The 7,364-nt window shown below is 62.4% G+C and carries 7 protein-coding genes; 4 read left to right on the forward strand and 3 right to left on the reverse strand.

Annotated elements, in window-relative coordinates; all coding sequences use genetic code 11:
• Positions 1–59: 59 nt before the first annotated feature.
• A complete protein-coding gene (locus tag PMI34_RS22565) occupies positions 60–1,025 on the forward strand; it encodes a GlxA family transcriptional regulator (protein ID WP_008047105.1) in 966 nt (321 codons plus the stop codon).
• Between the two features lie 55 nt (positions 1,026–1,080).
• On the opposite strand, the gene PMI34_RS22560 is transcribed toward PMI34_RS22565, so the two are convergent.
• Together PMI34_RS22560 and PMI34_RS22555 are read right to left on the reverse strand one after the other, a co-directional pair.
• On the reverse strand, positions 1,081–3,480 hold the full coding sequence (locus tag PMI34_RS22560) for a penicillin acylase family protein (protein WP_008047107.1): 2,400 nt from the start codon (positions 3,478–3,480) through the stop codon (positions 1,081–1,083).
• Between the two features lie 103 nt (positions 3,481–3,583).
• Positions 3,584–4,165, reverse strand: a complete 582-nt coding sequence (locus PMI34_RS22555) for a DUF6436 domain-containing protein (RefSeq protein WP_008047109.1) — start codon at positions 4,163–4,165, stop codon at positions 3,584–3,586.
• Positions 4,166–4,261: 96 nt separating this feature from the next.
• On the opposite strand from PMI34_RS22555, the gene PMI34_RS22550 reads away from it, so the two are divergent.
• Positions 4,262–5,209: an alpha/beta hydrolase gene (locus tag PMI34_RS22550; RefSeq protein ID WP_008047116.1), complete on the forward strand. Its 948-nt coding sequence runs from the start codon at positions 4,262–4,264 to the stop codon at positions 5,207–5,209.
• A gap of 144 nt (positions 5,210–5,353) precedes the next feature.
• On the opposite strand, the gene PMI34_RS22545 is transcribed toward PMI34_RS22550, so the two are convergent.
• Positions 5,354–6,106, reverse strand: a complete 753-nt coding sequence (locus PMI34_RS22545; protein WP_008047118.1) for a DUF2059 domain-containing protein — start codon at positions 6,104–6,106, stop codon at positions 5,354–5,356.
• A 108-nt stretch (positions 6,107–6,214) separates the two neighbouring features.
• Between PMI34_RS22545 and PMI34_RS22540 the strand changes: the two genes are divergently transcribed.
• Both PMI34_RS22540 and PMI34_RS22535 read left to right on the forward strand, forming a co-directional pair.
• Positions 6,215–6,847: a 2OG-Fe(II) oxygenase gene (locus tag PMI34_RS22540; protein WP_008047119.1), complete on the forward strand. Its 633-nt coding sequence runs from the start codon at positions 6,215–6,217 to the stop codon at positions 6,845–6,847.
• A gap of 2 nt (positions 6,848–6,849) precedes the next feature.
• Entirely contained in the window at positions 6,850–7,335 is a 486-nt protein-coding gene (locus PMI34_RS22535) for a DUF523 domain-containing protein (RefSeq protein ID WP_008047122.1), read from the forward strand.
• Positions 7,336–7,364 lie beyond the last annotated feature (29 nt).

Genomic DNA, 7,364 nt, shown 5'->3' on the forward strand with positions numbered 1-7,364 from the left:
CGGCAGCTGCTACGGATCGCGTGACAGCTGCTTTTCATTTTGAGAGAGCGTTTTGAACCATGAGTAAAACCATCGCCATCGTGGTCTTCGCCGGCGTCCAGTCGCTGGACGTCACCGGCCCCATGGATGTGTTTTGCGAAGCCAATCGCTTCCTTGCCCCTGAGGATCACTATCGTCTGGAGGTGATCGGCGTCGAGCGGGGGGTGATGACGTGCTCCAACGGTTTGGCACTCAATGCCCATCGGCATTTCAGTGAAGCGCTGGAGCCGTATGACCTGTTGCTGGTGGCGGGCGGACCGCAGTTGCCGTTCATGTATTTCGGCGTGACATTCGATGGCTGGTTGCGCGATGCCTGCGCGCGGGCCAAGCGCTTTGGCTCGATCTGCAATGGCGCGTTCATGCTCGCCCGGGCCGGATTGCTGGAGGGGCGCACGGTCACCACGCACTGGCAGGACGCATCGGATCTGGCGGTGCTATGCCCCTCGTCCCGTGTTGAAGCGGATCGACTGTATGTCGAGGACGGCGAGCTGTTCACCTCGGCCGGGGTCACAGCGGGGATCGATCTGTCGTTGTATCTATTGGGTCGGGATCACGGGCCGGAAGTGGCGCTGAATGTCGCCAAGCGACTGGTGGTGTTTACCCAGCGTTCGGGCGGGCAATCGCAGTTCAGCCCTTTCCTTACGCCCCACGCCGAACCGGATTCGGCGGTGGCGATGGTGCAGCATTACGTGCTGGCCAATTTGACGGGCGACCTGACCATCGCCGACCTGGCCAATGCCGCCAACATGAGCGCGCGCAACTTCTCCCGGGTGTTTGCCAGGGAAGCGAAAATCACCCCGGCCGAGTTCGTCGAGCGCGCGCGGGTGGATGCGGCTCGGGTGATGCTCGAAAGCACCCGGGCGCCGCTCAAGACCGTGGCCTATCAATGCGGTTTTCGCGATGCCCAGCATATGCGCAGTGTGTTCAATCGTAGATTTGGGGTGACGCCGCAGCAGTTCAGGTTGAATTTTGCGGCGATGGTTTGAACCATGAGTTTGCATTGCTCTTGCCCGCGAAGGGGCCGGTCCAGCCAATGCAAAATTACTGAGCAGCCCGCGCCGGCAACAGCTTCAAGGTGCTGCGGGTATTGGCCGTGACCTCTTCATCATTGAGATGCGCCTGGAAGTACATCCCTTCGATGTAGGCCTCGGCCTGATCATCATAGTGGCTGTCGAACAGGACTCCGCTCTGGCCGACCGGGTTGACGGTCAGGCTGTGGGTCGGATCGGCGAAGTCGATCAGGCGTCGGGTCGAGGGGCCGTAGGTGACGGGCCAGGGTGCCGGTCCGATTTTCGCCGAGAGGTTGTTCGGCACTTCATGGGTGCCCGGTGCGGCGAAGGGGCCGACATTGAAGAACAGGTCCAGCGGCTTTTGCTGTCCCAGCGGATGGCCGTGGGTCAATGTGTGCGCGCTGCCCCACTGCCATTGCGAGGTGTCTGCGCCGAGGGTGCTCTTGAGGTGCGCGAGGCTGGCTTGCCAGGCGGCCTTCACCGTGTCGGCACGGGTTTCCTTGCCGAGGGTGCTGCGGTTGTCCCACCACGGTGAATCGGCGCTGGCGGCCAGGCGGGGGAGCGCGGCATCGATCACTCGGGTCGAGAGCAGCGTTTCGAAGAAGTCGTTACCTAGTTCATCGTGCATCGTCGCGTCAGCCAGGTTGAACAGCAGCTGGTTGAACAATGTGGCGCTGGTCGAGTCGAGGGGGTAATCGCCTGTCCACTGGGCCAGTTGCTCCACCAGCTTGAGTTCGGCGGGATCACTCACCACTTCGCGCAATACTGGCATTAGTGGTGCCAACAGGCGCGGGCCGTAGGCGGTGGTGGTGCCCAGTTGCAGTTTCTGGCTGTTTTCCAGGTCCCATTTGACCGCTTTGTCGCTGAGCTGGCGATTGAGTTGCTGGCCGCGATCGGCAAGGTTGTAGTACCCGGGAATCTCCATGCCGGTCGGCGACACTGGCTGGAAGTTGGCCGAGACGATGTAGCCCCGGGCCGGGTTTTCCTCTTGAGGGTTGGCCGTGAACGGGTAGAAGCCATCCTTGTCCGCCTCGGCGGTGCTGCCGTCGAGAATGAACCACGGGCGTACACCCGTCGGGCGTTTAGGCAATTGCGCCGCCGCCCACCAGCCGATGTCACCCTTGGCATTGGCCCAGACAACGTTCAGGCCCGGTGCCTGGATTTTTGCCGCGGCCCCACGAGCCTTGGCCAGGGTGTCGGCGCGATTGAGCTGGTAGAAACCCTCCAGGATCGGGTTCTGGCTTTCGAGAAATGCCCACCACATGGCAATCGGCGTTTTGCCGGCGCCGCTGCCCAAGGCATCGTTGACGATCGGGCCGTGGGGCGACTGGCGCAACACCAGGGTGACTGGCGCCTGGCCCTTGACCGCGATCTGCTGTTCGCTGGTCGTCATGTCCACCCACTTGCCGCGATACCAGACCTGATTGGCGTTGTCCGGGTTGACCTTCTCGGCAATCAGGTCGAGGTCGTCGTTCTGGAACATGGTGATGCTCCAGCCGAAATCGTGGTTCATGCCCAGCGAAGCGAACGGCATCAGGGCCTGATAGTGGCCGTAGAGTTCGAAGCCCGGCGCCGAGAGTTGCGCTTCATACCACACCGACGGCGCGGAAAAACGGATATGCGGATCACCCGCCAGCAGCGGCTTGCCGCTTTGGGTCCGGCTGCCCGCGACGACCCAGGCGTTACTGCCCTCGAACTGGGGCAGGCCGTTGTCAGCCAAGGCCTGTTCGCTCAGGCGTGCGAGGGCGTTGAGGTCTTTCCAGTCGGCACTGGCCAAGGTGGTGCCGGTCCCGTTGAGCACGCCCTTGGGCTGCCAGTCGAGATCGAAGATGTTCAGGTATTCGGGCCCCAGTTGATCGCGCACGAATGTCAGCAAGGGTTCGGTACGAAATGCCGCGGCAAAACTGTAGGCCATGTAGCCGGCGATGCTGATGGTGTCCTGGGCGGTGAATGGGCGTTTTGGAATGCCCAGCACATCGAACTCCACGGGTTTTGCGTGGCTGTCCTGATACTGGTTGATGCCATCCAGATAGGCTTGCATGGCAATGAAGGAAGCCGACTGTTTGTCGAGATTTGCGAAGTAGGTTTCGGCGCGTTCACGAATGCGCAGGCTGCGCATCAGTTTGTCGGTGTCGAGCAGTTTCGGCCCGAGCACTTCAGCCAGTTCGCCACGGGCCAGGCGACGCAGGACTTCCATCTGGAACAGGCGGTCCTGGGCATGCACATAGCCGAGGGCGCGGTACAGGTCGGTTTCGTTGTCGGCGCGGATGTGCGGCACGCCGCGCTCGTCGTAGCGCACGGTGACGGAGCCTTGCAGGTGTTGCAGTTCCACCATGCCCTGGCGTGACGGCTGCTTGCTGTAGAGGTACCAACCGGCCCCGGCGGCCAGCATGACGATCAACAGAGCGAGAGCGGTCAGGCTGCGTTTCATGGAGACTCCTTGTTGTTATTGTGATTCCTGGCGCCACTGTGTAACACGGCGCGGCGATTTGGCGCATCGCCCGTAGGAGGGATTCGTATTACCGCGTCTTTCCTTATTTAGTTGGCTCGACAGGCCACGGGCAGTAACACCCCACCGCCAGTGTGTGCGTGGCACTGACCGCACGGCCTTCATCCAGCGCTTGCAGGATCGGTTCGATAAAGCTGTTGCTGGAATTGCAGGTCAGGCCTTCGCTGTAGGGGCCGAAGTACGCCAGTTTGCCGCTGCGATCCCAGATTGCCACGGCCGGGCTGGCGGGGATTTGTTCGGAACCGGGCAGGACGTCGATGGTTTTCAGGCGGCTCAAGGTGCCCGGTAACTGGCCATGGCTACCGGGTTGTTGCACGGCATAGAACTCCACGCCATGGGGAGCGTAGCGCTCGACCAGTTCGGTCAGGTGTTGTTGATTGCCGACATTGCACGGGCAGGCCGGGTCCCAGAAGTGCACCAGGCGGATGGCGCCAGGGCCGGCGAGGGATTCGGGAAGGCGCAGCGGATCGCCGGAAAACATTGCCGTGTGCTCGCTGAAGGCCCGCAGGTAACGCCCCTGGAACCAGTCGTAGGCCGCCCACAATGCGCCGGCACACACCACGGCGAGCAGGCTGGCAAACAGGGTGGCGCGAAGGGGCGGGCGCATCGGTTCAATCCTCGAAGGTCGGCTAGCTTGCCATGCTTGCCGCGACAGATGAATATCGCAGGCCTATAAAGTCCGTTTCACGTTCTGGAATCGTCCATGCCGGCCACTTTCGACCCCGATCTACTACGTGCAAGCCTGCTGCCGTTGGCGGCCGGGCAGCCGTTGTCGGCTCAGGCGCAGGCTTACCAGCGATTCTACGGGCTGGATTTTGCACCGCGTCAGGTGCGCAGTGGCCTTGGGCGATTCGAGGTCGATGGTTATGAGCTGGTCAGTCAGTTCTGGTGGCCTGAGCGAGCCAAGGCGACGCTGTTTGTCATCCACGGTTTCTACGATCACACCGGGCTCTACCGGCATGTGATCGAATGGGCGCTGGACCAGGGCTTTGCGGTGATTGCCTGCGACCTGCCGGGGCATGGCCTGTCCAGTGGCGAACGGGCGAGCATCAAGGATTTCGCCGAGTATCAGGACACGCTGCAAGGCTTGTTCGGCGAGGCGCAGTCCCTCGACTTGCCGCAACCGTGGCATCTGTGCGGGCAAAGTACCGGTGGGGCGATCGTGATCGACCATGTACTCAATGCGGGGGCGAGCAGCCCGGCCCAGGGTCAGGTGATCCTGTTGGCACCGCTGGTGCGGCCGCGAGCGTGGGGTTGGTCGCATCTGAGCTATTACTTGCTCAGGCCGTTCGTCAAAGCCATCGCCCGGCGCTTCAGCGAGAATTCCAACGACCCGGCCTTTCTGCCGTTCCTGCAGGCCGATCCGTTGCAACCGCTGCGTCTGCCGACAGCCTGGGTGGGTGCATTGGCGCGCTGGATCAGGCGCATCGAGGCCGCCCCCATGAGTACCCGCCGGCCGTTGATCGTGCAGGGGCAGGCCGATATGACGGTGGATTGGGAGCACAACCTGGAAGTGTTGCGGGGCAAGTTTGATCGGCCGCAGGTGCTGATGCTGCCCGAGGCACGGCATCATCTGGCGAATGAAACGCTGGTGATGCGGCATGAGTATTTCGGGTTTTTGACCAGGCGGATCAAGGGGCGCAATCCCTAGTGCCTGTTCCGGCCCCTTCGCGGGCAAGCCCGCTCCCACAGTGATTGGAGTAAACCCACAATTTTGTGATCAGCGCTGAACCCGTGGGAGCGGCGGTGCGGCGATCCGACTTGCCCGCGAAAGCGATCTATCTGGCACCGAAATTCACTGGCTTAGGTTCGAATTGCTCTGCCCCACCGCCAACCCCGCCCGAATTGCCGCCAACGCCGCCTGATAATAAGCCTGGCCTTGCGTCGATTCGGCAAAGGTCGCGAACTCTTCCAGTTCGTTGTCCGACAGGTCGCGATAGACATACAGCAGCGTGTTGTTCAGGTCGCTGCCGATCTGGTCCATCAGGCGCTGGCGCTGGCCGTTGAGCATGCCCTGGGCCTGACCGGTACCGAGCAACCCCGGGATCATCGAACTCAAGCTGTCGGCGGCGACGCCGGCAATCGCCAGGCTGACTTCCGCGCCGGCCTCGCGTGCGGGCAGGGCTTGCGCCAGGTGGCCGATGATCAGCATACGGCTGTCGCTGGCCTGCATCTTCGGCAGGCCCTTCGCATTTTTAGCCAGTTGGTCGCGACGGGTCGCCAGCAGTTCGGCGGCGACGACTTTCTTGCCCAGGGGCGACTGGAAAAACGTCAGCGCGGGTTTGGGGTCGGCGAGGTTCTTGCGCAGTTGCGCTTCGGCGCGCTGGTCCACGGCCTGGGCGGAAAATCGCTGATTGCTGTTGCTGACCAGTGCCTGAAACACCGCCGGAGGCAGGCTGCCCTGGTAGCGTTGCTGAGCAGCCGAGAGGGCATCGCTGAAATGCGCGCGCTGTTCCGGCCAGCCGGCGACCTTGTACAACTGGTCGTGGCCGTCTGCCCAGGCGGGCAAAACGCAGAACATCAGCAGTGATAAAAGCAAACGGCGCATAGGGACTCCTGTCAGCAGGCGACTATTCTCCGTGCGGCACCCCTGCTTGTCGAGAATTCGTATCAACCCGCTGCGCGGCTCTGTCGGATTTCCGGGCACAGGAATACTATGCGCGCCATGCAAATATCCTCTGATCACCCGCTGCTGCTACGAATCGTCGACGACCTGGCCGAGCACGGCTGGTCGCAGCAGAATATTTTCCTGCCTTTGGATCTGACCCGAGCGCTGGCGGCCGAGTGTCGCAAACGTGCTGCCGAGGGTGAACTGGCTCCGGCCGCCGTGGGCCGTGGGCCGTTTTCGGAGATTCGCGAAGGGATTCGTGGCGACCATATCCAGTGGATCGACCCTGGCCAGGCCGAGGCGTGCGACAGCTACCTGAGTTTGATGAACAGCCTGCGCGAGGCGATCAATCGCGGTCTGTTTCTCGGCCTGGAGGATTTCGAAAGCCATTTTGCGATGTACCCGCCCGGTGCCTTCTACCTGAAGCATGTCGACCGCTTTCGCGATGACGACCGGCGCATGGTTTCGGCAGTGGTTTACTTAAATGACGGCTGGCTTCCCGAACATGGCGGCCAGTTGCGCATGTACCTCGACAATGATCGTGTCCAGGACGTGCAACCTATCGGCGGCTGCCTGGTGGTGTTTCTCTCCGGAGAGGTTCCCCATGAAGTCCTGCCCGCGACCCGCGATCGCCTGTCTTTGACCGGCTGGTTCCGCCGGCGCGGCAACGAGCCGTTCTGATCATGCAAAAAATTCTCGTCAGCCGCTGCCTGTTGGGCCACCGGGTTCGTTACGACGGCGGGGCCAGTGGGCCGTTCGATCAGCTTCAGCAGTGGCTTGATGAGGGGCGGGTCGTGCCGTTGTGCCCGGAGGTGGCCGGAGGTTTGCCAACACCTCGGGCGGCGGCGGAAATTCCAGGCGGGCAGGGCGCGCAAGTCCTCGACGGCCAGGCGTTGGTGGTCACCACCGAAGGCGAGGACGTCAGTGCGCAGTTTCTGTCGGGGGCGTATCAGGCCCTGGAGCTGGTACAAAAGCACGGCATCCGCATTGCCATCCTCAAGGCCAACAGCCCGTCCTGCGGCAACCTGCTGACCTATGACGGGACGTTCAGCGGTGTGAAGGTCAGTGGCGAGGGCGTGACGGCGGCGCTGCTCAAACGCCACGGGGTGCAGGTGTTCAGTGAGCTGGAGCTGCCGCAAGCGGCGCAGGCGTTGGGAATGCTGTACTGACAGCCGGCACAAAACCCTGTGGGAGCGAG

Origin of the sequence: Pseudomonas sp. GM74 (assembly GCF_000282455.1) — a bacterium.
Taxonomy (GTDB): Bacteria; Pseudomonadota; Gammaproteobacteria; order Pseudomonadales; family Pseudomonadaceae; genus Aquipseudomonas.